A 24,161-nucleotide genomic window follows, 5' to 3' on the forward strand; every position below is an offset into this window, starting at 1 on the left:
GAATAAACGGAGACCCCTATGAGCCAGTCGCCCATCACCGTCTACGCGGCGCGCAAGATCCTCACCATGAATCCGATGCAGCCAGTCGCCACGCATGTTGCCTTGCGCGACGGCCGCATCCTGGGCGTAGGTTGTGCCGAGGACCTGGCCGGCTGGGGTGCGGCGACACTCGACACGCGCTTTGCCGACAAGGTACTGATGCCCGGGATGATCGAAGGGCATTCGCATTTGCTCGAAGGCGGCATGTGGAAGTTCGTCTATGTCGGCTACTACGACCGGCGCGGCCCGGACGGGCGCGTATGGCCCGGCCTGAAGAACTTTGACACCGTGGTGGAGCGCCTGCGAGAAGCGCAGGCACAGTTGCAGGACGCCGAACAGCCGCTGCTGGCATGGGGCTTCGATCCGATCCACTTTGGCCGCGCGCGCATGACCGCGCGGCACCTGGACCAGGTCTCCGCCACGCGCCGAATCGTGGTCATGCATGCCAGCATGCACCTGATGAACGTCAACACCGCCATGCTGGAGGCGGCCGGCATCGATGCCGCGACGCCGGTGGACGGCATCGCGAAGGACGGCGACGGCTTGCCGACTGGCGAGCTGCAGGAATTCGCCGCGATGTTCCTGGTGTTCAGGCTGCTCGGCAATGTGTTCTTCGATGCCGGGCAGACCGAGGAGGGCATTCGCAACTTCGGCCGCGTGGCGCAGCAGGCCGGCGTGACCACGGCGACCGATCTGGTCAACAGCCTCGATGCGGAGGCGGTCTTCAACCTGGGCCGGGTCACCGCGGACCCGGACTTCCCCGTGCGCATGGTGCCGGCCTATGCGCCGCTGCGCGATCAGGAAGGCGGTGGCGCGCAGCGCGTGGCGCAGGCGATGGAGGGCAATACCGACAAGCTGCACTTCGGTTTGGTCAAGCTTGTGATCGACGGATCGATCCAGGGTTTTACCGCGCGCATGAGCTGGCCTGGCTACTACAACGGCGCCGCCAACGGCTTGTGGGTGATGCCCCCGCAGCAGGTAGAAGAGGTGCTGGCCGTTTATCACCGCGCTGGCCTGACGGTGCATATCCACACCAACGGCGACGAAGCCACCGAGCTGGCCATGGATGCGGTCGAAGGCGTGCTGCGCAAGCATCCGCGCTGGGACCACCGCCATACGCTGCAGCACTGCCAGCTTGCGTCCCCCGCGCAGTTCCGGCGCATGGCGGCACTGGGCCTGTGCGCCAACCTGTTCGCCAACCACCTGTTCTACTGGGGCGATGCGCACTACACCATGACGGTCGGGCCGGACCGCGCCAACCGCATGAACGCCGCCCAAAGCGCGCTGCGCAGCGGCGTGCCGTTCTCCCTGCACTCGGACGCGCCGATCACGCCGATCGGGCCGCTGTTCACGGCCTGGTGCGCGGTCAATCGCCAGACCGCGAGCGGCCGCGTCCTGGGCGAGGGCGAGCGCATTTCGGTGCAGGATGCCTTGCACGCGATGACCCTGGGCGCCGCCTATACGCTGCGCATGGATCATCTGGTGGGCAGCATCGAGGTGGGCAAGCATGCCGATTTCGCGGTGCTGGAAGAGGATCCACTCGCGGTGCCGCCAGCGAACCTGCGCGACGTGCCCGTCTGGGGCACGGTGCTGGGCGGCAAGGTCTTTCCGGCGCCGGGGAATGCCTGATGCAGCGGCCGGACATTGCGCTGACGGTGCTCGGCGGCTTTCTCGGCGCTGGCAAGACCAGCTTGCTCAACCACCTGCTGCGCACGCAGCAGCGCGAGCGCGTGCTGGTGATGGTGAATGATTTCGGCGCCATCAACATCGACGCCGAACTGATCGCCCGTGGTGCGCCGGGCATGCCCGAGGGCGTCATCAGCCTGACCAACGGCTGCGTGTGCTGCGCAGTCGGCGGCGACCTGATGCAGGCCTTCCTGAAGGTGCTGCAGCTGCCTGACCCGCCCGCGCGCGTACTCGTCGAAGCGAGCGGGGTGGGCGATCCGGCCCGCATCGCACAGATCGGCCGTGCCAATGCCGGCTTTCGCTGCGAAGGCGTGGTGACGGTGGCGGACGCCGAAGCCGTGCGGCGCCTGGCTGCCGACCGCTATGTCGGCGACACGGTGCGCGCGCAGCTGCGCGCGGCCGACCTGGTGCTGCTGAACAAGGCGGATCTGGTCGATGCGCCATCGCTGGAAGCCGTGCGCAACTGGCTCGCTGCGGAGGTGCCGGATGCGCGTGTGCACGCATGCCGGCATGGAGAAGTCGACCCGAGCCTGATCCTGGGGCCGGACCTGGGCGCAATCGCGATGGCGGGCGGTATCGGCAATGAAGCCGCGACGATCGGGGCCGACCATGCCGACGTGTTCGCCGGCAGCAGCTTTGCCTCGTCGATCCGCTTCCGGCGTGCCGAGCTGGAGCGCGCGCTCGACGCCTTGCCGGCGCACGTGTTGCGCGGCAAGGGCATGGTGTTCCTGGAGGGTGAGGATGCGCCGAGGCTACTGCAGATCTGCGGCAAGCGCTGGACGCTGGAGGCGCCGGCACTGCCGCAGTCGCCGGCACGCTCGCGCATGATCTTCATTGCAGCCAGGCAGTCAGCCGCGACGCCATTTGATCCGTGGCGGCATTTCGGTCCGGCGCTGGCTGAGTAGCGGAGTAGAGCCGCGCGGTGCTCAGACTTTCTTCTTCTCGCCGATGCGGCTTTCCTTGCCGGTGAGCAGCTTGGTGATGTTCTGGCGGTGGCGCGCGATCAGCAGGATGCCGATGACCAGGATCGCGCCGGCCATGGTGTCGATGCCTTCCATCAGCACGTAGAAGAACGGCGCGAAGATCGCAGCGACCAGCGCGGCCAGCGACGAATAGCGGAAGAAGAACGCGATGATGACCCAGGTGGCCAGCGTGGCCAGCCCAAGAATCGGGTTGATGGCAAGCAGGATGCCCGCCGCCGTGGCGACACCCTTGCCGCCGGCAAAGCGGTGGAATACCGGGAACAGGTGGCCGAGGAATACGGCCAGCGCCACCATGGCGAGGCCGTTGTCATCGACGCCGTAGGCGGGCCCGAAACGGGTCGCCAGCCAGACCGCGAGCCAGCCCTTGAGCGCGTCGCCGATCAGCGTGAGGATCGCCGCCTTCTTGTTGCCGGTGCGCAGCACGTTGGTCGCGCCCGGGTTGCCGGACCCGTAGCTGTGCGGATCGGGCAGGCCCATGACCTTGCTGACGACGACCGCAAAGGAGACCGACCCGATCAGGTAGGCGGCAAGGGCGAATAGCAGGTTGGCCATGAGGGGATGCGCGGGCAGTGGCTGCCTTGTCTGGAATTGGCGGGATTGTAGCGCGGCGGCGGGTTCGCCACGAGCGTGACTTCCCCAATATCCGCCACGGGCGCGCGCGGGTCAGTCAGGCAGCGCGCATTCCACGGGCTTGGCATCGACCAGCGTGGTCAGCAGCTTCGGGTCCAGGCTGACCAGGTAGCCGCGGCGGCCGCCGTTGATATAGATCTTGTCGAGCGCCAGCACGGTGGCCTCCACGTACACCGGCATGCGCTTCTTGGTGCCGAACGGCGACGTGCCGCCGACCATGAAGCCGCTGTGCCGCTGCGCGACTTCGGGCTTGCACGGCTGCACGCTCTTGCAGCCGATCTGGCGCGCCAGGTTCTTGGTCGAGACGGAGCAGTCGCCGTGCATCAGCACCACCAGCGGCTGCGCGCGCTCGTCTTCCATGATCAGGGTCTTGACCACGTCATGTTCGGGCACGCCCAGCTGGCGCGCCGATTCGCCGGTGCCGCCGTGGTCCACGTATTCATACGGATGCTCGCCGAAGGCGGCGCCCTGCCGGCGCAGGAACTGGGTAGCCGGGGTTTCCGAGATATGTTTCGATTTGCTCATGTCTAGGACGGGGCAACAGAACGTTAGCCGCGCGGATGGTGCTGCTGGTGCAGTTCGCGCAGCCGCTCGCGCGCCACGTGGGTGTAGATCTGTGTCGTGGAAATATCGGCGTGGCCCAGCAGCAGCTGGACCACGCGCAGGTCGGCGCCATGGTTGAGCAGGTGCGTGGCAAATGCATGGCGCAGCGTGTGCGGCGACAACGGCACGTTGATGCCGGCTTCGAACGCATGGCGCTTGATCAGGTGCCAGAAGGCCTGGCGCGTCATGCCTTCGCCGCGCTGCGTGACGAACAGCGCGTCGCAGGCGCGGCCGGCCAGCAGCGCGGGACGCGCGGTGGCCAGGTAGCGGCGCAGCCAGTCGCCGGCCTGCATGCCGAACGGCACCAGGCGTTCCTTGTCGCCCTTGCCGCCGACCACGCGCGCCACGCCTTCGTTCAGCCCGATCTCCACGGTCTTCATCTGGGTCAGTTCCGACACGCGCAGCCCGCTCGCATACATCAGCTCCAGCATGGTGCGGTCGCGCAGGCCGAGCGGCGTGCCGGTATCGGGCGCTTCGAGCAGGGCCTCGACCTGCGCTTCGGACAGCGTCTTGGGCACGCGCGGCGGCTGCTTGGCGGGGCGCAGCAGGATGCACGGATCAGCCTGGATCATCTGCTCGCGCAGCGCCCACTGGTAGAAGCGGCGGAACACGGCCAGGCGGCGGTTCGAGGACGACGCGCGGGTCTCGGGGTGGCGCGCGAGGAAGTAGGCGTTTAGTTCGGTGTCGCCGACGCCGAGTAGGCCACCGTTGCCGGTTTGGTGCAGCCAGCGCGCCAGCAGGGAGAGGTCGCGCCGGTAGGCGTCCATGGTGTTGCGCGACAGGCCGTCTTCCAGCCACAGGGCATCACAGAAGCGGCTGACCAGGTCGAGTTCGGGGGCGATGGCGGCATCGAGCGCGGCGGATTCCGCGTCGGCGGGCACCGCGCGCGGCTTGCGTGTCGTCCGGCTGGTCCCGGCGGGGCGCTTCATATCAGCATTGCGCCTTCATGGCGCAGCAGCCAGCGTTTCACTTCCAGGTGGAAGCCGTCCTCGGCATGATGGGAGAAGCCGCCGATGCCGCTTGCGGACACGACACGATGGCAGGGGATCACGATCGGCAGCGGGTTCTGCCCGCAGGCCTGGCCGACCGCGCGCGCCACGCCGCCGAGCTTGCGCGCGATATCGCCATAGGTAGTCAGCCCGCCGCGCGGCACCGCGCAAATCGCCTGCCACACTTGCTGCTGGAACGGCGTACCGGCAATGGCCAGCGGCACGTCAAAGGACGCATCCGCATCGTCGTAATAGGCGTCCAGTTGCGCGGCCAGCCGAAGGATGATTCCACTGCGCGGCGCTACGCTTTCGACGCTCGCGGGCAAATAAAAGATCTCGCGGATCTGCGCATCGTCGGCACGTACGCCGACCTTGCCAAAGGGCGCGGTGAGGATGGCGTCGAAAGGAGCTGGCATGGCAGTAGCGGAAGCGAATCCTGGATTTTAATCGTTTTGCCGAAATGGGCGGCCCCAAGGGGAGAGACCGGAATGACTCAGGCGCCGACGAGGGGCGCCACTCCCAGATCAGCGATTTCGAAGGAGGTGGGTTCTACGGGCTTGGGCTTATGCCCGCAGGAAAACGCGTTTCTTGGTTACTTCTTGTCGCTTGGACAAGAAGTGACTCGCAGGCTACGCCTGCGAAACAGCCGCGCCTGCCAAGCACAACGGCCCCGCAACTTGCCGAGGAATCAAAAAAAAAAGCGGCTACCCGAGGGCGCCGCCGTTCTGCATTCCGCGAGATCGATCAGCCAATCAGCCAATCACCCAATCCGCATTCCCGGCACCGCGCCACTGTGCGGTTCCAGAATGTAAAGCCCCGGATTGGCCTTCTCATCCGCCGCCGACGCGGCCAGCACCATCCCTTCCGACACGCCGAATTTCATCTTGCGCGGCGCCAGGTTGGCGACCACCACGGTCAGCTTGCCCACCAGCTGTTCCGGCGAGTAGGCCGCCTGGATGCCCGACAACACATTGCGCGTGCGGCCTTCGCCCAGGTCGAGCGTGAGCTGCAGCAGCTTGCTGGAGCCTTCGACCTTCTGGCATTCGACGATCTTGGCCACGCGCAAGTCGATCTTCGCGAAATCGTCGATCGTGATGGTCTCCGCGACCGGCTCGATCGATGCGGCCGATGCCGCCGCGGCCGGCGCCGTGGCCTGCAGCGATTCGCGGTTCGCGGCCAGCAGCGCGTCGACCTGCTTGGCATCGACACGGGTCATCAGGTGCTGGTACGGCTGCACCGGGCTCGCGGCCGACAGTTGCTTGTCGATCGCGCGCCAGTCGAGCGGCTCGACGTTGAGGAAGCGCTCGACGCCGGCGGCCATCGCCGGCACCACCGGCTTCAGGTAGACCGTCAGCAGGCGGAACGCTTCCAGCGACACCGAGCATGCGGCGTGCAGCGCGGCGCGCTTGGCTTCGTCCTTGGCCAGTTCCCACGGCTTTTCAGTATCGACGAAGGCATTGACAGCGGCGGTCAGTTCCATCACCAGGCGCAGCGCCTTGCTGTACTCGCGCGCTTCATACAGCTGGGCGACCTGCGGCGCGGCTTCGCGCAGCTGCTTGAGCAGCGGGTGGGCCAGCGCGGCTTCATCGACCTTGCCTTCGAAGCGCTTGACCAGGAAACCGGCCGCGCGGCTGGCGATGTTGACGTACTTGCCGATCAGGTCGCTGTTGACCCGGGCGATGAAGTCGTCCAGGTTCAGGTCCAGGTCTTCCATGCTCGCATTGAGCTTGGCGGCGAAGTAGTAGCGCAGCCACTCCGGGTTCATGCCGGTGTCGACATAGCTCTGCGCGGTGATGAAGGTGCCGCGCGACTTGCTCATCTTGGCGCCATCCACCGTCAGGAAGCCATGCGCGAACACGTTGGTCGGCGTGCGGTAGCCCGAGAAGCGCAGCATGGCCGGCCAGAACAGCGTGTGGAAATACAGGATGTCCTTGCCGATGAAGTGGTACTGCTCGGCCGTGGAGTGCGGGCCGACCCAGGCGTCGAAGTCGATACCCTTCTTCTCGGCCAGGTTCTTGAAGCTCGCGTAGTAGCCGATCGGTGCATCCAGCCACACATAGAAGTACTTGCCCGGCGCGCCGGGGATTTCGAAGCCGAAGTAGGGCGCATCGCGCGAGATGTCCCAGTCGGACAGGGTCGAGGCTTCGCCTTCGCTGCCCAGCCATTCCTGCATCTTGTTGGCGGCTTCGGGCTGCGCCAGGTCGGCCACCCACTCGCGCAGGAAGGTCTCGCAGCGCGGGTCGGACAGCTTGAAGAAGAAGTGCGTCGACGACTTGCGCACCGGCGTGGCGCCGGACACCACCGAGTACGGGTTCTTCAGGTCGGTCGGCACATAGGTGGTGCCGCACACTTCACACGAATCGCCGTACTGGTCCTTGGCGCCGCACTTCGGGCACTCGCCCTTGATGAAGCGGTCCGGCAGGAACATGTTCTTGACCGGGTCGAAGAACTGCTCGACCTCGCGCTCGGCGATCAGGTCGTCGGCCTTGAGGGCCAGGTAGATCTTCTCGCACAGCGCGCGGTTTTCTTCGGCGTCGGTGCTGTAGTAGTTGTCGAACGACACGAGGAAGCTGTCGAAGTCGCGCTTGTGCTCGGTCCAGACGCGGTCGATCAGCTGCTTCGGCGTGATGCCTTCCTTCTCGGCCCGCAACATCACCGGCGTGCCGTGCGTGTCGTCGGCGCCGACGTAGTAGACCTCGTTGCCCATCATGCGCTGGAAGCGCACCCAGATGTCAGTCTGGATGTACTCCACCAGGTGGCCGATATGGATCTGGCCGTTTGCATAGGGCAGGGCAGATGTAACGAGGATACGACGTGCGGTCATGGAAAAGAGCCGGTGGGAATGACGGGGAAGCGATCTGCGACGGCAGCCGCGGCGAGGCCGGGCGCCGGCCGCGAAAGGGCTATTCTAGCAAGCACCGCACGGCGTGGCCGGTATTGCGCATGGTGAAACTGGCGGTGACAGAAGGGTGATGCCTGAGGCGCTTGATGTGCTGCGGCCAAAAAAAAGCGCCGGTCAGCGCCGGCGCAGCTTTCCACAACGGAAAAGGAGGAGAAATCAGGTACCGCCCGGGAGGTCAGCCACCCATCGCGAGCCAGCAACGGTGGCAAGCGGTACCTGTTTCTATGACCGGGTCATCCCTGAATTGGTTTCAAAAAAATTTCAACGCGGCGATTTTGTGCCCGTCCCGCCTCGGTGGCGTTGTCCGCCACGGGCTGGGTCTGGCCGCGGCCCTCGGCGGAGAGACGGTTGCGGGCGACCCCGCGGTCACCCAGGTATCCCGCCACGCTCTGGGCGCGGCGCTGGGACAGCTGCATGTTGTATTGCGCGTTGCCGGTGCTGTCGGTATGGCCGACGACGTTGGCGCTGACGTCCTGGTGCTGCCCCAGCGTCTGGGCCACTTGGTCCAGCACCGAGCGGAACGACGGCTTGATGGTGGCGCTGTCGGTATCGAACGTGACCTGGCTCGGGATATTGACCTTGAGCGAGCCGTCCGGCTGTTCGGTGATCTGCGTCCCGGTGCCGGCCGTGTCCTTGTTCAGCTTGCCGCGGATGGCGTTCCAGTTGTAGCCGGCAGTACCGCCGAGAGCGCCGCCCACTGCCGCGCCGACCAGCGTGCCAGTGGTATTGCCGCCGATCAGGTTGCCCAGGCCAGCGCCGACCGCAGCGCCCACGCCGGTCCCGACGGCCGTGTGGGTCTGTTGTTCGGTGGCACAGCCGGCGGCCAGAACCGTGACCGCGGCGAGCGAGATGGTGGCGAACTTGAATTTCATGCTTTCTCCTTCTGAATGTTCCCGAAGTATTTTGGATTGCTGCAACGAGGATGGTAACGCTGATAGTAACGCCCGGCGCACGCGACGTGCCCCGGCACCGTTGCGGACAGGCAGGGCGGGGCCTTGTGCAGACACTGCGGCACTACAATATGGATATGGCGGCGCGCGCACAAGTGCAAGCTTGTGAGATTTGTAAATGTCTGTAATCCCACAAAGCCCGAAAGGGCTTGGGCGCCGATTCGCGGTCCTGATGGCCGCTGCTGCATACTTTGATACATTAGTTCGTCCCCACCCCTCACCATCACAGCGGAGTTTGTCTTGAGCCTCAGCACTGAACAGGTCACGGAAGTCCTGCGTACGGTCATCGACCCCAACACGGGCAAGGACCTGGTGTCCACCCGCTCGGCCAGGAATATCCGCGTCGACGGCGGCGACGTGTCGCTGGAGGTGGAACTGGGCTACCCGGGCAAGAGCCAGGTCGAGCCGATCCGCAAGCTGGTGGTCGCTGCCGTGCGGCAACTGCCCGGCGTCAGCAATGTGAGCGTCAGCGTCAGCATGAAGATCGTCGCGCATGCGGTGCAGCGCGGCGTCAAGCTGCTGAGCGGCGTGAAAAACGTGATCGCCGTGGCCTCGGGCAAGGGCGGTGTCGGCAAATCGACCACGGCGGTCAACCTGGCACTGGCCCTGTCCGCTGAAGGCGCGCGCGTGGGCATGCTCGATGCCGACATCTACGGTCCCAGCCTGCCGATGATGCTGGGCATCGACGGCCGCCCTGAGTCTTCCGACGGCCAGACCATGGAGCCGCTGGAAGGCCACGGCCTGCAGGCCAACTCGATCGGCTTCCTGATCGAACAGGACAACCCGATGGTATGGCGCGGCCCGATGGTCACGTCGGCGCTGGAACAGCTGCTGCGCCAGACCAACTGGCATGACCTGGATTACCTGATCGTCGACATGCCCCCCGGCACCGGCGACATCCAGCTCACGCTGTCGCAGAAGGTGCCCGTGACAGGCGCGGTGATCGTCACCACGCCGCAGGACATCGCGCTGCTGGACGCCAAGAAGGGCCTCAAGATGTTCGAGAAGGTGGGCATTCCCATCCTGGGCATCGTCGAGAACATGGCGGTCTACTGCTGCCCGAACTGCGGCCATGTCGAGCATATCTTTGGCCAGGGCGGCGGCGAGAAGATGTGCGCCGACTACGGCGTGGACCTGCTGGGCAGCCTGCCGCTGAACCTGTCGATCCGCGAGCAGGCCGATTCGGGCCGCCCGACGGTGGTGGCCGATCCGGACAGCCCTGTGGCGGAGCTGTATCGCGGCATCGCGCGCAAGGTGGCCATCAAGGTGGCCGACAAGGCGCGCGACATGACCAGCAAGTTCCCCAGCATCGTCGTGCAGAACACCTGAGGCCAACGCCATGGACATGCCCGCGCCGCAAGCCCGTCCCGCCGTCACCATGGCGGTAGTCATGCGAAGGGTGGCGCTGGCAAGCCGCTGGCAGTCCTGGAAATGGGAACTCGAAGCGGTCTGGCCCGACCTGGGCGAGTTCGGCGCCGCGCCCATGTGCCTGGAACAGGACGAGCACGGCGCGCGCTGGCTCTATCCCGGTTTCGAGGTCGCGCTGTTCCATGACCAGGGCGAAGGCTACTACCTCAACCTGACCTCGACGCAGCCCTGCTGGTTCGTGCACTGGCGCATGCAGGAAGAGCTTCCCGCGGACGAGGCGCGGCCCGTGCCCGTCACCGTGTCGCTGTCCTACAACGAAGCGGGGCGCTGGCTCGATGCCGGCGAAACCGTGGAGAACGTGCCGCTTGCACCCGAACAGCGCGAATGGCTGCAGGCTTACGTCGACCAGAACTACCGTCCCGAACCGAAGCAGCGTCGCCGGCCCGAGTCGTTCAAGGCGCCGCAGGATCGCGCGCGCTACTGACGGCTGCCGGCCATGAGCGAATCGTCCTTCCTGTCACGCTGGTCGCGCCGCAAGGCCGCGGTGCGGGAGGGCGCTTCCGTGCCGGACGAGCCGCCCGTTGCTGAACCGGTTCAGCCCGGGCCGCTGCCCGCCGCCGAAGCTCAGGTCCCAGCAACGCCCACCGAAGCGCCAGTGGATCTCCCCACCATGGCCGATGTGGCGCTGCTGCGACCCGGCGACAACATTGCGCGCTTTGTCGCGCGCGGCGTGGACGAGGGCGTCAAGCGTGCCGCGCTCAAGACCTTGTTTGCCGATCCGCACTTCAATGTGATGGATGGCCTCGACACCTATATCGACGACTACGGCAAGCCTGACCCCATTCCGCCGGATGTGCTGCGGCGCCTGACCCAGTCCAAGGCGCTGGGACTGTTCGATGACGAGGAAGCGCCGGCCGCGGCGGAGTCTCCGGCGTTGCCGCGGCCCTCGGCAGAGGCCGCCGCGGCCTTGCCGGACGAAGGATCGGACGATGCCGGAGTACTCCCGCAACCTGTCCCAGTGACCGCACCAGACCCGGACAAACACGCGTAGCTCGCCGGCATACGCCCGGCCTACAATAGGTCTCCCACAATTCCCGGCCTGCAGACCCTCGCAAGAAAGGGTGCCCGGGCCGGTCAGCCGCATTCGCCATGCCGACGCTGATCTGCAATTGCAATGACACCATGCCGCTTGACGGGGCGGCGCTGTCCCAGGCCAACGGTGAGCCGCTGAAGGTTCACCGCCTGCTGTGCCGCAGGGAAATCGGCGATTTCACCGCCGCACTCGACGGCACCGACGATGTGATCGTCGCCTGCACGCAGGAGCGACACCTGTTCGCCGAAGTCGCGGCCCAGGCTGCGCGCGGCGCCGATGGCCGTGCCGTGGTGGTAGCGCCCGTGCGCTTCGTGAACATCCGCGAGACTGGGGGCTGGTCCCGGGGCGCGAAGCGCGATCCCGCAACCGCCAACGCGAAGATCGCCGCCTTGCTGGCCGTGGCCGCCTTGCCCGAGCCGGATCCCGTGCCGGTGGTGGACTACCGCTCCGAAGGCGCCGTGCTCGTGATGGGCCCCGCCGACCGCGCCTTGCCGTGGGCCGGGCGTCTCGCGGCCATGGCGCTCGAAGTCACCGTGCTGCTGCCTTCCGGTGCCACGCCACATAGCCGCGTGGAACCGGGTATCGCGCCCGCGGATCGCGCCTACCCCGTCCACAGCGGCACGCTGAAGACCCTGGCCGGCTGGCTCGGCGCCTTTGCGGCCACTTGGGAGACCGGTGCGGGCCGCGCGAATCCCATCGATCTCGATCTCTGCACGCGGTGCAATGCCTGCATCGAAGCCTGCCCGGAACAGGCGATCGACTTCAGCTACCAGATCGACCTGGACCGTTGCCGCGCGCACCGCGATTGCGTGCGGGCATGCGGCGCCGCGGCCGCAATCGACTTCGACCGGCCGCCGGCGATCTCCGAGGGCCGCTTCGACCTCGTCTTCGATCTCAACGATGCACCGGCCTTCACCATGCACGAGCCGCCGCAAGGCTACCTGCATGCCGGCGCCGATGCGCTGCGCCAGCAGCAACAGGCGCTGGCGCTGACGCAACTGGTCGGCGAGTTCGAGAAGCCCAAGTTCTTCCGCTACAAGGAAAGCCTCTGCGCCCACGGCCGCAACCAGACCACCGGCTGCACCGCGTGCATCGACATCTGCTCGACGCAGGCCATCCGCTCGCAATGGCATGACGGCAAGGGCCGCATCGAGGTCACGCCCAATCTCTGCATGGGCTGCGGCGCATGTACCACGGTCTGCCCGAGCGGCGCGATCAGCTACGCGTATCCGGGGCCGGAGATGCTGGGCACGCGCTTGCGCACGCTGCTGTCGGCCTACCGTTCAGCGGGCGGGCGCGATGCCGTGGTGTTGCTGCACGGGGAAGCGACCGGCACGCCGGCCATCCTGGCGCTGGGGCGTGCCGCGCGCGCCGGGCAGGCGCAAGGCGTGCCGCCGAACGTGATGCCGGTGCAGGTGTTTCATCCGGCTTCGGCCGGGCTGGAACTCTGGCTCGCGGCGCTGTGCTGGGGCGCGGCGCGCGTGGCGGTGCTGCTGACCGGTGACGAGGCGCCGCAGTACCGCACCGCATTGATCGGGCAGATCGATGTCGCGCGGTCGCTGCTGGCCGGGCTCGGCTACGACGGCGAGGCCGTGTCGCTGGTCGAGGCGAACGATACGGCGTCGCTGGACCAGGGGCTTGCCGCGCTGCGCCCCGCGCGGCAAGCGTTGCCGCCTGCGCCATTCGGTGCCGTGGCCGCCAAGCGCGAGATGCTCGAGTTCGCGCTCGACCACCTCGTGCGGCACGCGCCGGTGCCGGCCGATATCGTGCCGCTGCCTGCAGCGGCACCGTTCGGCGCGGTGGCGGTCGACACGGCGGCTTGCACGCTGTGCATGGCCTGCGTGGGCGCGTGCCCGACCCAGGCCCTGCGCGACAACCCCGAGCGCCCGGTGCTTGGCTTCCTGGAGCGCAACTGCGTGCAGTGCGGCCTGTGCGAGAAGACCTGCCCGGAGAACGCGATCACGCTCGTGCCGCGCCTGCTGGCCGGCGATGCCGCTCGGCGCGCCGTCACGCTCAATGAATCGCAGCCGTTCCACTGCGTGCGCTGCGCCAAGCCGTTCGGCACCGCGCAGATGGTGGAGTCGATGCTGGTGCGCCTGGCCGGACATCCAGCGTTTGCCGGCGCGGCCGCCGAGCGCCTCAAAATGTGCCCCGATTGCCGGGTCGTCGACATGATGGAGCGCGACCCGGGGGCGATCAGCGGCGCCACGCTCCGGTAAGCGTTTCCGCCCAGACAAAAAACATCACGATATGACAGATTTCCAGCCGATCCAGCTGACCGCCGCGCCCGAAGACGATACCGAGGACATTGCCCGCGCCGATTTGTATGGCCTGCTGGCCACGCTGTTCTATCGCGCGCCGGACGCGGCGCTGCTTCACCACATCGCCGCCAACCGCGCGCCGGACGAAAATTCGGGCACGATACTCGGCCAGGCGTGGAATGCGTTGTGCGATGCGGCATCGACCACCAGCGAGGCCGAGGCCGCCGACGAGTACCGTGAACTGTTCCTCGGCGTGGGGCGTCAGGAGGTCTTCCTGTACGGCTCCTTTTACCTCACCGGCTTCCTGAACGAGCGGCCGCTGGTGGTCCTGCGCGACGACCTGGCCCGCTATGGGCTGGTCCGGCACGACAATGTCAGCGAAACCGAGGACCACGTCGCCGCGCTGTGCGAGGTGATGCGTTTCCTCGTGGCGGGCGATGATGTCGCCGTGTCCAATCTCGGCGAACAACAGCGCTTCTACGCGCAGCACCTGCAGCCGTGGATCGGGAAATTGTGCGATGCACTAAGCGGCCATCCGAAAGCGCGCTTCTATCGCAGCGTTGCCGGATTGATGCAGGCCTTCGCAGATGTCGAGGCCATGGCGCTCGAAATGCATTGATTGCATTGTCTTCGGTAATAGGGATTAACCCGGTAACTCCATGGTTTTTCAGCGATATTGCACCTAGAATATGCATAACAACGCATAACGGCTGAATCATCGGCATGCCCGTGCCGAACCGAGGAGTGCCTCACATGAAAGAGACGCAACCCAGGGTCGCGCGCCGCAGCTTTCTTGCGGGCGCTGGAGTTGTCGCTGCCGCTGCCGGCGCAGCGTCGCTGACCGCGCGGGGTCCGGCTGTGCCGGTCCAGGGCGCGGCGATCCCGGAGCCCACCGACGTGCCGTCGGACCAAGCGGGCTACCGGGTGTCCGAGCACATTCGCAAGTACTACCGCACCACGCTGGTGTGAGCACGCGGGCGGGCCGGCCCATCCGGCACCGCCAGTTGGCATTTGCTGCTTTCCTCTGTTGAGGTGAGACATGATCTTGACCCGCAAGCGCGCGGCGCAGGGCACATCTACCCGGCTGGCTGACAGCCTCGCACAGACGAATACGCCGGCAACACCAGGCCGGCTTTCCACTCGACTTGCCGCGGGCCTGGCCGGCGCCATGCCGACCATGGACCGGCGCAGTTTTCTCAAGCGCTCCGGCATTGGTGTCGGGGCCGGACTGGCGGCCTCGCAACTGACGCTGCTGCGCAAGGCCGATGCCGCGGACGACAAGACCGTCGCCGCCGCCGAAGGCAAGGGCGGCATCGTGGTGAGGCGCACCGTGTGCGGCCACTGCTCGGTGGGCTGCGCGGTCGATGCCGTGGTGCAGAACGGCGTCTGGGTGCGGCAGGAGCCGGTGTTCGACTCGCCCATCAATATGGGCGCGCACTGCGCCAAGGGCGCCGCGCTGCGCGAGCACGGCCATGGCGAATATCGCCTGAAGTACCCGATGAAGCTGGTCAACGGCAAGTACCAGCGTATCGGCTGGGACCAGGCGCTCGACGAGATCACCGCGAAGATGAAGGAGATCCGCCAGCAGACCGGACCGGATTCCATGTTCTTCATCGGCTCGTCCAAGCACAGCAACGAGCAGTCCTACCTCATGCGCAAATGGGTGTCGTTCTTCGGCACCAACAATACCGACCACCAGGCGCGCATCTGCCACTCCACCACCGTGGCGGGCGTGGCGAACACCTGGGGCTACGGGGCGATGACGAATTCGTACAACGATATGCAGAACTCGAAAGCGGCTCTGTATATCGGCTCCAACGCGGCCGAGGCGCACCCGGTGTCGATGCTGCACCTGCTGCATGCGAAGGAGAATGGCTGCAAGGTGATCGTGGTGGACCCGCGCTTCACGCGCACGGCCGCGAAGGCCGACCACTACGTGCGCATCCGCTCGGGCACCGACATCGCCTTCCTGTTCGGCGTGCTGTACCACGTCTTCCAGAATGGATGGGACGACCCGAAGTTCGTGCACGACCGCGTCTACGGCATGGACAAGGTCAAGGAAGACATCCTGGCCAAGTGGTCGCCGGACAAGGTCGAGGAAGTCTGCGGCGTGCCCGAGGCGCAGGTGAAGATGGTCGCCGAGATCATGGCGAAGAACCGGCCCAGCACGCTGGTCTGGTGCATGGGCCAGACCCAGCACTCGATCGGCAACGCGATCGTGCGCGCGTCGTGCATCGTGCAGCTTGCCCTGGGCAATATCGGCGTCGCCGGTGGCGGCGCCAATATCTTCCGCGGCCATGACAACGTGCAGGGCGCCACCGACGTCGGGCCCAACCCCGATTCGCTGCCGGGCTACTACGGCCTGGCCACCGGCGCGTGGAAGCACTATGCGGCGGTGTGGAACGTCGATTATGAATGGATCAAGAAGCAGTTCGTCTCGCAGGCCATGATGGAGAAGTCCGGCTCGACCGTGTCGCGCTGGATCGACCTGGTCACCGAGAAGAACGAACTGCTCGACCAGGACAACAACGTGCGCGGCGTGTTCTTCTGGGGCCATGCGCCGAACTCGCAGACGCGCGGCCTGGAAATGAAGAAGGCGATGGACAAGCTCGACCTGCTGGTGGTGGTCGACCCGTATCCGTCAGCCACCGCGGCGATGGCCAACATGCCGGGCGCCGAAGGCGAAAAGGTCAACCCGAACCGCGCGGTCTACCTGCTGCCGGCCTGCACGCAGTTCGAGACCTCGGGTTCGTGCACGGCGTCCAACCGTTCGCTGCAATGGCGCGACAAGGTGATCGAGCCGCTGTTCGAATCGATGCCCGACCACACCATCATGCAGGCCTTCGCGGACAAGCTCGGCTTTGGCAAGGAGCTGTCGAAGAACTACAAGATGATCGAGGTGAAGCGCGCCGGCCGCACGTGGATGGAGCCGGAGATCGAGTCGATCCTGCGCGAAATCAACCGCAGCAACTGGACCATCGGCTACACCGGCCAGTCGCCGGAACGGCTCAAGGCGCATATGCGCAATATGCAGATGTTCGACGTGAAGACGTTGCTCTGCAAGGGCGGCAAGGATGCCGAGACCGGTTATGACCTGACCGGCGACTACTTCGGCCTGCCGTGGCCGTGCTACGGCAACCCGGAACTCAAGCATCCGGGCTCGCCCAACCTGTACGACACCAGCAAGCATGTGATGGAAGGCGGCGGCAATTTCCGCGCGAACTTCGGCGTGGAGCGCGACGGCGTCAACCTGCTGGCCGAGGACGGTTCGTACTCGAAGGGGGCCGAGATCACCACGGGCTATCCCGAGTTCGATCACGTGCTGCTCAAGAAGCTGGGCTGGTGGGACGACCTGACGGACGCCGAGAAAAAAGCCGCCGAAGGCAAGAACTGGAAGACCGACCTGTCGGGCGGCATCCAGCGCGTGGTGCTCAAGGTGCATGGCTGCCATCCGTTCGGCAACGCCAAGGCGCGTGCCGTGGTGTGGAACTTCCCGGACCCGATTCCGCAGCACCGCGAGCCGTTGTACTCGACGCGGCCCGACATGGTCGCGAAGTACCCGACCCACGACGACAAGATGGCGTTCTGGCGCCTGCCCACGCTGTACAAGACCGTGCAGCAGCGCAACGTCGAGAACAAGGTCTACGAGAAGTTCCCGATCATCCTGACTTCGGGCCGCCTGGTGGAATACGAGGGCGGCGGCGAGGAAACCCGGTCGAATCCGTGGCTGGCCGAACTGCAGCAGGAGAACTTCGTCGAGATCAATCCGGTCGCCGCGTCCCAGCGCGGCATCCGCAATGGCGACTTCTGCTGGGTCAAGACGCCGACGGGCGCCACCATCAAGGTACGAGCGCTCGTGACCGAGCGCGTGGGCCCCGATACCGCCTTCATCCCGTTCCACTTCTCGGGCTGGTGGCAGGGCAAGGACCTGAAGGCGTACTACCCGGATGGCGCGATGCCGGTGGTGCGCGGCGAGGCGGTCAATACGGCCACCACGTACGGCTATGACTCGGTCACGATGATGCAGGAAACCAAGACCACCATTTGCCAGATCGAACGCTTTGCATAAGGGCAGGATGAAACCATGGCACGCATGAAATTTATCTGTGACGCCGAACGCTGCATCGAGTGCAACAGCTGCGTCACCGCCTGCAAGAACGAGAACGAGGTGCCATGGGGCGTCAACCGGCGCCGCGTGGTCACCATCAACGACGGCATGGTCGGCGCGGAGAAGTCGATCTCCGTGGCCTGCATGCACTGCTCGGATGCGCCGTGCATGGCGGTCTGCCCGGTCGACTGCTTCTACCGCACCGAGGACGGCGTGGTGCTGCACGACAAGGACGTCTGCATCGGCTGCGGCTACTGCTCGTACGCGTGCCCGTTCGGCGCACCGCAGTTTCCGTCCACCGGCACCTTCGGCGTGCGCGGCAAGATGGACAAGTGCACCTTCTGCGCGGGCGGTCCCGAGAAGAACGGCTCTGAAGCGGAGTTCGAGAAGTACGGCCGCAACCGGCTGGCCGAGGGCAAGCTGCCGCTGTGCGCGGAAATGTGCTCGACCAAGGCGCTGCTCGGCGGCGACGGCGACGTGATCGCCGACATCCTGCGCAACCGCGTGATCAAGCGCGGCAAGGGCGGCGATGTGTGGGGCTGGGGCACTGCATACGGGAATCGTGCTGGCGCCCAGCAGGCGCCCGCTGCACCGGCGGCACCTGCCGCACCGGCCAACCCGGCGCCTGCCAGCGGCAACGGAGGGCAACCATCATGACGCGCATTCCGATGGCGGCCATGCTGGCCGTGGCCGGCTTGCTGCTCGCCGGCTGTGGCGAGAAGCCGCAGACCACGACGGCCTCGCACAAGAAGTCGGATGCGGTCGCCTACCAGGGCGCGCCGGACGACCCGTTCGTCGTCAAGGGCTGGACCGCCGGTGACAAGACCAGCTGGACCAACCAGATCCGACAGCGCAACCAGCTGCAGAACGAATACAACCGCACGCCATGACTGCACCGCAGGCAGGGCGGGGTGACGACCCGAAGGAGCGCATATGAGGCCCACGCAGAATATGTGCGGCTGGCGTGCCTGGCTTGCCGCAGGCGCCCTGGCCATGTTGACGTTCGCCAGCGGTGGCGCTGCCGCGCAGGCGCCCGCCTCCGCGCCGCAAGCCGCCCAGGCCCCGCAGGTTCAGCCCACACAAGCGGCTGACGCGAACAATCCGGCCACGCATCCTGTGCAGCCGTATGCCGGCATTGCCTCGGAGAACATCTTCAACGTGCCGCGCCGCGACATCGCCAATGAGGCGCGGTCGCAGAAGGAGCGCACGCTGACGCAGCCCGGCAACAATGCGCCGGTCTGGCGCGAAGTCAATTCCGACCAGGCCCACTACAGCAGCCTGCCGTACAAGGAGGCCGGCGTGCTGATCCAGCGCACGGGGCAGCAGTGGCGGTTGTTCCGCAATGGCGTGATCACGGTGTGGGGCGGCTGGCTGCTGGTGGTGGTGCCGCTGGCGATTCTTGGCTTCTTTTTGTGGCGCGGCACCATTCCGCTGCGCGAGCCGCGCACCGGACGCATGATCGAACGCTTTACGCCGTTCGAGCGCATCGTCCACTGGACCATGGCGATCGCGTTCGTGCTGCTCGCGGTGTCGGGCATCGTGATGCTGTTCGGCAAGCATTTCCTGCTGCCGTTGATGGGCCATACGCTGTTCGGCTGGCTCACCTACCTGCTGAAGAACATCCATAACCTGGCCGGCCCGGTGTTCACGCTGTCGATCATCGTCGCCTTCGTGATCTTTGTGCGCAGCAACCTGCCAAGCCGCGATGACCTGCACTGGCTGACCAGCCTCGGTGGCCTGGCAAGCGGCAAGCATGTGCCGAGCGGCCGCTTCAACGCCGGCGAGAAGATGTGGTTCTGGGCAGGCCTGGTGATCTTCGGCCTGATCCTGTCCGCATCCGGCTGGGTGCTCGACATGATCGTGCCCGGGCTCGAGTACTACCGGGCCACCATGCAGATCGCCAACGTGATCCACGGCATCGCCGCGGTGCTGATGATCGCGATGTCGCTGGGCCATATCTACATGGGAACCATCGGCATGGAAGGCGCCTACCGTGCCATGCGCGACGGCTGGGTCGACGAGGCCTGGGCCAAGGAGCATCACGAGCACTGGTATGACGACATCAAGGCCGGCAAGATCCCGGTCCAGCGCTCGGCGACGCCGGAGCCCAAGGCGGCGCGCCGGCGCAATCCCGGCGAAGCTTGAGGCACCGGCATGGCACCCTTTCACCGAATACAGACCATGAAACGCATGCTGATGCTGATTGCCCTGGCCGCCGGCGCCGTGGGTACCCAGGGCGCGCTAGCCAAGCTGCCGCCGCCGACCGATGCGCAGCAGGCCAAGGCCGCAGAAACCAAGGCGCGTACGGCCTGGGCTGACAAGGTTGCGGCGTTCCAGCTATGCAAGTCGCAGGACAGGATCGCGGCGCGCTACTACGGCGACATGAAAGCCCGCGGCAATGCCACGCACGATCCCGTGCAGACCGCTGCTTGTGCCGATCCCGGGCCGTACGCGGCGCCCCAGGCACCGGCCGCCGCAGCGGCAGTACAATCGACCGCAAAGGCGCCTTAACCCTGGCCCCATCGCTTGAAAGCCGGCGTGGGGCAAACCTGAGCAGCCCGACTTCGCCACCCATGCCCCTGCGTCCCGAACTCACCCACGCGGCCGTTCCCCTGATCGAAGAAGTGGAGGTCGTCGATGAACTGGGGCGCGCCCGCCCGGCTTACCTGCCCGGGGAGCGCCCGCTCACGGTCTATCTCGACAAGCGCGAACTGGTCACGCTGATGACGCTGGGCGGGGCGCCCGAACACCTGGTGCTCGGCTACCTGCGCAACCAGCGTCTGGTCGAGTCGATCGAGGACATCGCCGCCGTGCAGGTGGACTGGGAGACCGAATCGGCTGCCGTGACCACCCGGACGGGCATTGACCGCATCGAGGAACGCACCGCGCGCCGCGTGGTCACCACGGGTTGCGGGCAGGGCACGGTATTTGGCTCGCTGCTCGACGAGATCGACAATGTCCGGCTGCCGGCCGGGGCCACGCTGGACCAGGACACCTTGTACGGCATCATCGACACCATCCGCCTGCAGCAGTCGGTGTACAAGCAGGCGGGCTCGGTGCATGGCTGCGCGCTGTTCCGCGGCAGCGAGCTGCTGATGTTCGTGGAGGACGTGGGCCGCCACAATGCGGTCGATGCGATCGCGGGACGCATGTGGCTGGAAGACATGCGCGGCGACGACAAGGTCTTCTACACCACCGGGCGCCTGACCTCGGAAATGGTGATCAAGGGCGCGCAGATGGGCATCCCGTTCTTGCTGTCGCGCTCGGGGGTGACGCAGATGGGCTACCAGATGGCGCAGCGGGTCAACCTGACGCTCTTCGCGAGGTGTACGGGCAAGCACTTTTTGCTTTACACCGGGAACGAACGCTTCCATCACCGGCTGTCCGAGGAAGTGGTCGCATAGGCAGCATTTCAATTGAGGGGCGCGCGGGCCGATTGGTTGTACAATTCGGCGCACTCTGCCTAAGCGTTTACCCTCCCGACCCTATGAGCATCAAATCCGACAAGTGGATCCGCCGCATGGCGGAACAGCACGGCATGATCGAGCCGTTCGAACCCGGCCAGGTGCGGGAGGCCGACGGGCGCAAGATCGTCTCGTACGGCACGTCGAGCTACGGCTACGACATCCGCTGCGCCGACGAATTCAAGATCTTCACCAATATCAACAGCACCATCGTCGACCCGAAGAACTTCGACGAGAAATCTTTCGTGGATTTCAAGGGTGACGTCTGCATCATCCCGCCGAACTCGTTCGCCCTGGCGCGCACGATGGAGTATTTCCGCATCCCGCGCAGCACGCTGACCATCTGCCTGGGCAAGAGCACCTATGCGCGCTGCGGCATCATCGTCAACGTGACGCCGTTCGAGCCCGAATGGGAAGGCTATGTGACGCTGGAGTTCTCCAACACCACGCCGCTGCCCGCCAAGATCTACGCCGGCGAAGGTTGCGCCCAGGTGCTGTTCTTTGAAAGCGACGAAGTCTGCGAGACCTCGTACGCCGACCGGGGCGGCAAGTACCAGGGCCAGCACGGCGTCACACTGCCGAAGACCTGAGCGCATTACAATGCCGGCGTTTGCCGGAACGGACGGCCCGCGATAGATCGACGCGCGGGCGCCAAGAACTGACGTGAGAGCCACATGCCGCCGTCGCAGGGGAACCCCTGCCGGCCATGTGGCTCAGTCCTTTATGTCCTGCTTTCCCATCAAGGATGCCCGATGAAATTCCGCTTCCCCGTCATCATCATTGACGAAGACTTCCGCTCCGAGAACATCTCCGGCTCGGGCATCCGCGCGCTGGCCGAAGCGATCGAGAAAGAAGGCATGGAGGTCATGGGCCTCACCAGCTACGGGGACCTGACCTCGTTCGCGCAGCAGTCGAGCCGAGCCTCGACCTTTATCGTGTCGATCGACGACGACGAGTTCGTGACCGCCGATGACCGTCCCGAAGTGGCCGCCATCGAGAAGCTGCGCGCGTTCGTCAACGAAGTGCGCCGCCGCAACACCGACCTGCCGATCTTCCTGTACGGCGAGACCCGCACCTCGCGCCATATCCCGAACGATATCCTGCGCGAGCTGCACGGCTTCATCCACATGTTCGAGGACACCCCCGAATTCGTGGCACGCCACATCATCCGCGAAGCCAAGGTCTACCTCGACACGCTGGCGCCGCCGTTCTTCAAGGCGCTGATCGACTACGCGCAGGATTCGTCGTACTCGTGGCACTGCCCGGGCCACTCGGGCGGCGTGGCATTCCTGAAGAGCCCGGTGGGCCAGGTGTTCCACCAGTTCTTCGGCGAGAACATGCTGCGCGCCGACGTCTGCAACGCGGTCGATGAACTTGGCCAGCTGCTGGACCACACCGGCCCGGTGGCGGCATCCGAGCGCAATGCCGCGCGCATCTTCAATTCGGACCACATGTACTTCGTGACCAACGGCACGTCGACATCGAACAAGATGGTGTGGCACGCCAACGTGGCGCCGGGCGACATCGTGGTGGTGGACCGCAACTGCCACAAGTCGATCCTGCACGCGATCATGATGACGGGCGCGATCCCGGTGTTCCTGATGCCCACGCGCAACCACTACGGCATCATCGGCCCGATCCCGAAGAGCGAGTTCGATCCGGAGACCATTCGCCGGAAGATCGCCAGCCACCCGTTTGCCAGCAAGGCGAAAAACCAGAAGCCGCGCATCCTGACGATCACGCAGGGCACCTATGACGGCGTGCTGTACAACGCCGAGCAGATCAAGGAGATGCTGGCGTCGGAAATCGACACGCTGCATTTCGATGAGGCCTGGCTGCCGCACGCCGCGTTCCACGACTTCTATCACGACATGCACGCGATCGGCCGCGGCCGCCCGCGCAGCAAGGACGCGCTGGTGTTCGCCACGCAGTCCACGCACAAGCTGCTCGCCGGGCTGTCGCAGGCGTCGCAGATCCTCGTGCAGGATTCCGAGACGCGCAAGCTGGACCGCTACCGTTTCAACGAGGCGTACCTGATGCACACCTCGACCAGCCCGCAGTATTCGATCATCGCCTCGTGCGACGTGGCCGCGGCGATGATGGAAGCGCCGGGCGGCACCGCGCTGGTGGAAGAAAGCATCCAGGAAGCGCTGGACTTCCGCCGCGCCATGCGCAAGGTGGAGGGCGACTACGACGCCGGGCAGAACGGCGACTGGTGGTTCAAGGTCTGGGGTCCCGACACGCTGAACGAAGAGGGCATGCCGGAGCGCGAGGAATGGATGCTCAAGGCCAACGAGCGCTGGCACGGCTTCGGCGACCTGGCCGACGGCTTCAACCTGCTCGACCCGATCAAGGCAACGCTCATCACCCCGGGGCTGGACGTGGACGGCGAGTTCAGCGAGCGCGGCATCCCTGCGGCCATCGTCACCAAGTACCTGGCCGAGCACGGCATCATCATCGAGAAGACGGGTTTGTACTCGTTCTTCATCATGTTCACCATCGGCATCACCAAGGGCCGCTGGAATTCGCTGGTGACCGAGCTGCAGCAGTTCAAGGACGACTACGACCAGAACCAGCCGCTGTGGCGCGTGCTGCCCGAGTTCGTCGGCAAGCACCCGCAATACGAGCGCATGGGCCTGCGTGACCTGTGCGACGCCGTGCACAGCGTCTACAAGGCCAACGACGTGGCGCGCGTGACCACCGAGATGTACCTGTCGGACATGGAGCCGGCGATGAAGCCGTCGGATGCGTGGGCCATGATGGCGCACCGCGAGATCGAGCGCGTGCCGGTGGACGAGCTGGAAGGCCGCGTCACCGCCATCCTGCTGACGCCGTACCCGCCGGGCATCCCGCTGCTGATCCCGGGCGAGCGCTTCAACCGCATCATCGTCCAGTACCTGAAGTTCGCGCGCGAGTTCAACAAGCTCTTCCCGGGCTTCGAGACGGACGTGCACGGGCTGGTGCTGGAAGAGGTCGACGGCCAGAAGGCTTACTTCGTGGATTGCGTGAAGCAGGGCAGCTGAGCTTTACGCTGACGTCGCAAAAGCGGCGGACTGCCAACAGGTGGTCCGCCGCTTTCGTTTGC

The 24,161-nt window shown here is 65.8% G+C and carries 22 protein-coding genes; 16 read left to right on the forward strand and 6 right to left on the reverse strand.

From position 1 onward, the window contains the following. Positions 1-18 precede the first annotated feature (18 nt). Both ACIGJB_RS03155 and ACIGJB_RS03160 read left to right on the forward strand, forming a co-directional pair. Positions 19-1,668: an amidohydrolase gene (locus ACIGJB_RS03155; RefSeq protein ID WP_483731353.1), complete on the forward strand. Its 1,650-nt coding sequence runs from the start codon at positions 19-21 to the stop codon at positions 1,666-1,668. Further along, positions 1,668-2,630 carry a CobW family GTP-binding protein gene (locus ACIGJB_RS03160; RefSeq protein WP_483731354.1) on the forward strand — a complete coding sequence of 321 codons (963 nt, stop codon included), beginning with the start codon at positions 1,668-1,670 and terminating at the stop codon, positions 2,628-2,630. Before ACIGJB_RS03155 ends, ACIGJB_RS03160 begins: the two co-directional genes overlap by 1 nt. A 21-nt stretch (positions 2,631-2,651) precedes the next feature. On the opposite strand, the gene plsY is transcribed toward ACIGJB_RS03160, so the two are convergent. The 6 genes from plsY to ACIGJB_RS03190 all read right to left on the reverse strand — a co-directional run bounded on the left by plsY (position 2,652) and on the right by ACIGJB_RS03190 (position 8,704). Continuing rightward, positions 2,652-3,260: a glycerol-3-phosphate 1-O-acyltransferase PlsY gene (gene plsY / locus ACIGJB_RS03165; protein WP_483731355.1), complete on the reverse strand. Its 609-nt coding sequence runs from the start codon at positions 3,258-3,260 to the stop codon at positions 2,652-2,654. Between the two features lie 111 nt (positions 3,261-3,371). After that, a complete protein-coding gene (locus tag ACIGJB_RS03170; protein ID WP_483731356.1) occupies positions 3,372-3,863 on the reverse strand; it encodes an aminoacyl-tRNA deacylase in 492 nt (163 codons plus the stop codon). A gap of 23 nt (positions 3,864-3,886) precedes the next feature. Further along, a complete protein-coding gene (gene xerD / locus ACIGJB_RS03175; RefSeq protein WP_483731357.1) occupies positions 3,887-4,870 on the reverse strand; it encodes a site-specific tyrosine recombinase XerD in 984 nt (327 codons plus the stop codon). Continuing rightward, on the reverse strand, positions 4,867-5,346 hold the full coding sequence (locus ACIGJB_RS03180) for a methylated-DNA--[protein]-cysteine S-methyltransferase (RefSeq protein ID WP_483731358.1): 480 nt from the start codon (positions 5,344-5,346) through the stop codon (positions 4,867-4,869). The genes xerD and ACIGJB_RS03180 overlap by 4 nt, the downstream gene beginning before the upstream one ends. A 344-nt stretch (positions 5,347-5,690) precedes the next feature. Then, positions 5,691-7,754 (reverse strand): methionine--tRNA ligase, encoded by a 2,064-nt coding sequence (metG, locus tag ACIGJB_RS03185; RefSeq protein WP_483731359.1) that lies wholly within the window; start codon positions 7,752-7,754, stop codon positions 5,691-5,693. 311 nt (positions 7,755-8,065) lie between these two features. Further along, on the reverse strand, positions 8,066-8,704 hold the full coding sequence (locus ACIGJB_RS03190; RefSeq protein ID WP_483709028.1) for a YiaD family glycine zipper/OmpA-like lipoprotein: 639 nt from the start codon (positions 8,702-8,704) through the stop codon (positions 8,066-8,068). Between the two features lie 318 nt (positions 8,705-9,022). Between ACIGJB_RS03190 and apbC the strand changes: the two genes are divergently transcribed. The 14 genes from apbC (at position 9,023) to ACIGJB_RS03260 (ending at position 24,099) form a co-directional block, all read left to right on the forward strand. Next, a complete protein-coding gene (gene apbC, locus ACIGJB_RS03195; protein WP_483731360.1) occupies positions 9,023-10,111 on the forward strand; it encodes an iron-sulfur cluster carrier protein ApbC in 1,089 nt (362 codons plus the stop codon). A 10-nt stretch (positions 10,112-10,121) separates the two neighbouring features. Then, positions 10,122-10,634: a DUF3305 domain-containing protein gene (locus ACIGJB_RS03200; RefSeq protein WP_483731361.1), complete on the forward strand. Its 513-nt coding sequence runs from the start codon at positions 10,122-10,124 to the stop codon at positions 10,632-10,634. 12 nt (positions 10,635-10,646) lie between these two features. Then, a complete protein-coding gene (locus ACIGJB_RS03205) occupies positions 10,647-11,201 on the forward strand; it encodes a DUF3306 domain-containing protein (protein WP_483731362.1) in 555 nt (184 codons plus the stop codon). Between the two features lie 98 nt (positions 11,202-11,299). Continuing rightward, complete coding sequence (locus tag ACIGJB_RS03210; protein ID WP_483731363.1) at positions 11,300-13,462, forward strand: 4Fe-4S dicluster domain-containing protein; 2,163 nt, start codon at positions 11,300-11,302, stop codon at positions 13,460-13,462. Positions 13,463-13,493: 31 nt separating this feature from the next. Continuing rightward, positions 13,494-14,123, forward strand: a complete 630-nt coding sequence (locus ACIGJB_RS03215; protein ID WP_483731364.1) for a TorD/DmsD family molecular chaperone — start codon at positions 13,494-13,496, stop codon at positions 14,121-14,123. 134 nt (positions 14,124-14,257) lie between these two features. Next, positions 14,258-14,473, forward strand: a complete 216-nt coding sequence (locus ACIGJB_RS03220; protein ID WP_483731365.1) for a formate dehydrogenase — start codon at positions 14,258-14,260, stop codon at positions 14,471-14,473. 70 nt (positions 14,474-14,543) lie between these two features. Next, on the forward strand, positions 14,544-17,573 hold the full coding sequence (locus ACIGJB_RS03225) for a molybdopterin-dependent oxidoreductase (RefSeq protein ID WP_483731366.1): 3,030 nt from the start codon (positions 14,544-14,546) through the stop codon (positions 17,571-17,573). 15 nt (positions 17,574-17,588) lie between these two features. Further along, positions 17,589-18,269 (forward strand): formate dehydrogenase FDH3 subunit beta, encoded by a 681-nt coding sequence (fdh3B, locus tag ACIGJB_RS03230; protein ID WP_483731367.1) that lies wholly within the window; start codon positions 17,589-17,591, stop codon positions 18,267-18,269. Continuing rightward, on the forward strand, positions 18,266-18,502 hold the full coding sequence (locus ACIGJB_RS03235; protein ID WP_483731368.1) for a hypothetical protein: 237 nt from the start codon (positions 18,266-18,268) through the stop codon (positions 18,500-18,502). The genes fdh3B and ACIGJB_RS03235 overlap by 4 nt, the downstream gene beginning before the upstream one ends. A gap of 43 nt (positions 18,503-18,545) precedes the next feature. After that, positions 18,546-19,757, forward strand: a complete 1,212-nt coding sequence (locus tag ACIGJB_RS03240; RefSeq protein WP_483731369.1) for a formate dehydrogenase subunit gamma — start codon at positions 18,546-18,548, stop codon at positions 19,755-19,757. A gap of 36 nt (positions 19,758-19,793) precedes the next feature. Continuing rightward, positions 19,794-20,123, forward strand: a complete 330-nt coding sequence (locus ACIGJB_RS03245) for a hypothetical protein (protein ID WP_483731370.1) — start codon at positions 19,794-19,796, stop codon at positions 20,121-20,123. A gap of 62 nt (positions 20,124-20,185) precedes the next feature. Further along, positions 20,186-21,016 carry a formate dehydrogenase accessory sulfurtransferase FdhD gene (locus tag ACIGJB_RS03250; protein WP_483731371.1) on the forward strand — a complete coding sequence of 277 codons (831 nt, stop codon included), beginning with the start codon at positions 20,186-20,188 and terminating at the stop codon, positions 21,014-21,016. Positions 21,017-21,099: 83 nt separating this feature from the next. Further along, the gene (gene dcd / locus ACIGJB_RS03255; protein ID WP_483731372.1) at positions 21,100-21,666 is read left to right on the forward strand and encodes a dCTP deaminase; all 567 of its coding nucleotides are present in this window, start codon (positions 21,100-21,102) and stop codon (positions 21,664-21,666) included. A gap of 162 nt (positions 21,667-21,828) precedes the next feature. After that, a complete protein-coding gene (locus ACIGJB_RS03260; protein ID WP_483731373.1) occupies positions 21,829-24,099 on the forward strand; it encodes an Orn/Lys/Arg family decarboxylase in 2,271 nt (756 codons plus the stop codon). The last annotated feature ends 62 nt before the right edge of the window (positions 24,100-24,161 follow it).

Source organism: Cupriavidus sp. C2SS-8b (genome assembly GCF_057073745.1).